At 64.1% G+C, this 1,054-nt stretch carries 1 protein-coding gene and 1 pseudogene; both read left to right on the forward strand.

The genetic code is table 11. The features are described 5' to 3' along the window. Nucleotides 1-225: pseudogene (locus tag BACI9J_RS24140) on the forward strand (sugar ABC transporter permease); the annotation flags it as partial. Beyond that, a partial coding sequence (locus tag BACI9J_RS24145) for a carbohydrate ABC transporter permease (protein WP_071251880.1) occupies nucleotides 218-1,054 on the forward strand: 837 nt, incomplete at its 3' end. The pseudogene BACI9J_RS24140 and the gene BACI9J_RS24145, both read left to right, overlap by 8 nt.

Below are 1,054 nucleotides of genomic sequence, written 5' to 3' on the forward strand. Positions count from 1 at the left end.
ATGTTCCTGTGGACGTTCAACGACTTCAACACCCCGTTCGTGCTGTTCGGCTCGACCGCGCAGCCACCGGCCGCGGACCTGCTGAGCTTCCACATCTACAACGCGTCGTTCATCACCTGGAACTTCGGTTCCGGCGCCGCGATGAGCGTCCTGCTCCTGCTCTTCCTGCTCGTCGTCACCGGCATCTACCTCGCCGTGACCAACCGGAGGTCCGTCCGTGCGTGAGACAACTGGCGCCAAGTCCTTCAAGATCATCACACTGGTCGTCCTGACGCTGTTCACGGTCGTGCCGCTCTACGTGATGATCACCACGGCCATCAAGCCCCTCGGCGACGTGCAGGACAACTTCACGTGGATCCCGTCGCGGATCACCTTCCAGCCGTTCATCGACATGTGGTCGACGGTGCCGCTCGGCCGGTACTTCATCAACTCGCTCGTCGTGTGCACGGTGGCGACGGTGTTCTCGCTGATCATCGCGACGTTCGCCGCCTACGGTGTCTCGCGCTGGAACTTCAAGGGCAAGAGCACCTTCACCACCGCGGTGCTCTCCACGCAGATGTTCCCCGGCGTGCTGTTCCTGCTGCCGCTGTTCCTGATCTTCACGAACCTCGGCAACACCCTGGGGATCCAGCTCGTCGGGTCGTGGCTCGGGCTGATCCTCACGTACCTGACGTTCACGCTCCCGTTCTCGATCTGGATGCTCGCCGGGTACTTCGAGACCATCCCGCGCGAGCTCGACGAGGCCGCGATGGTCGACGGTTCGGGTCCGATGGGTGCCCTGTTCCGGGTCATCCTGCCGTCGGCCCGTCCGGGTCTGGTGGCGGTCGGGATCTACTCGTTCATGACGGCCTGGGGTGAGGTCCTCTTCGCCTCGGTCATGACGAACGGGCTCGGTTCGACCCTGGCGGTCGGTCTGCAGCAGTACTCGACGCAGACGAACGTGTACTGGAACCAGGTCATGGCGGCGTCGCTCGTCGTGTCGATCCCGGTCGTGGCCGCGTTCCTCGTGGTCCAGCGCCAGTTCGTGGCCGGCCTGACCGCCGGTGCCGTGAAG

This window comes from Arthrobacter sp. 9V (assembly GCF_902506065.1).
Taxonomy (GTDB): Bacteria; Actinomycetota; Actinomycetes; order Actinomycetales; family Micrococcaceae; genus Arthrobacter.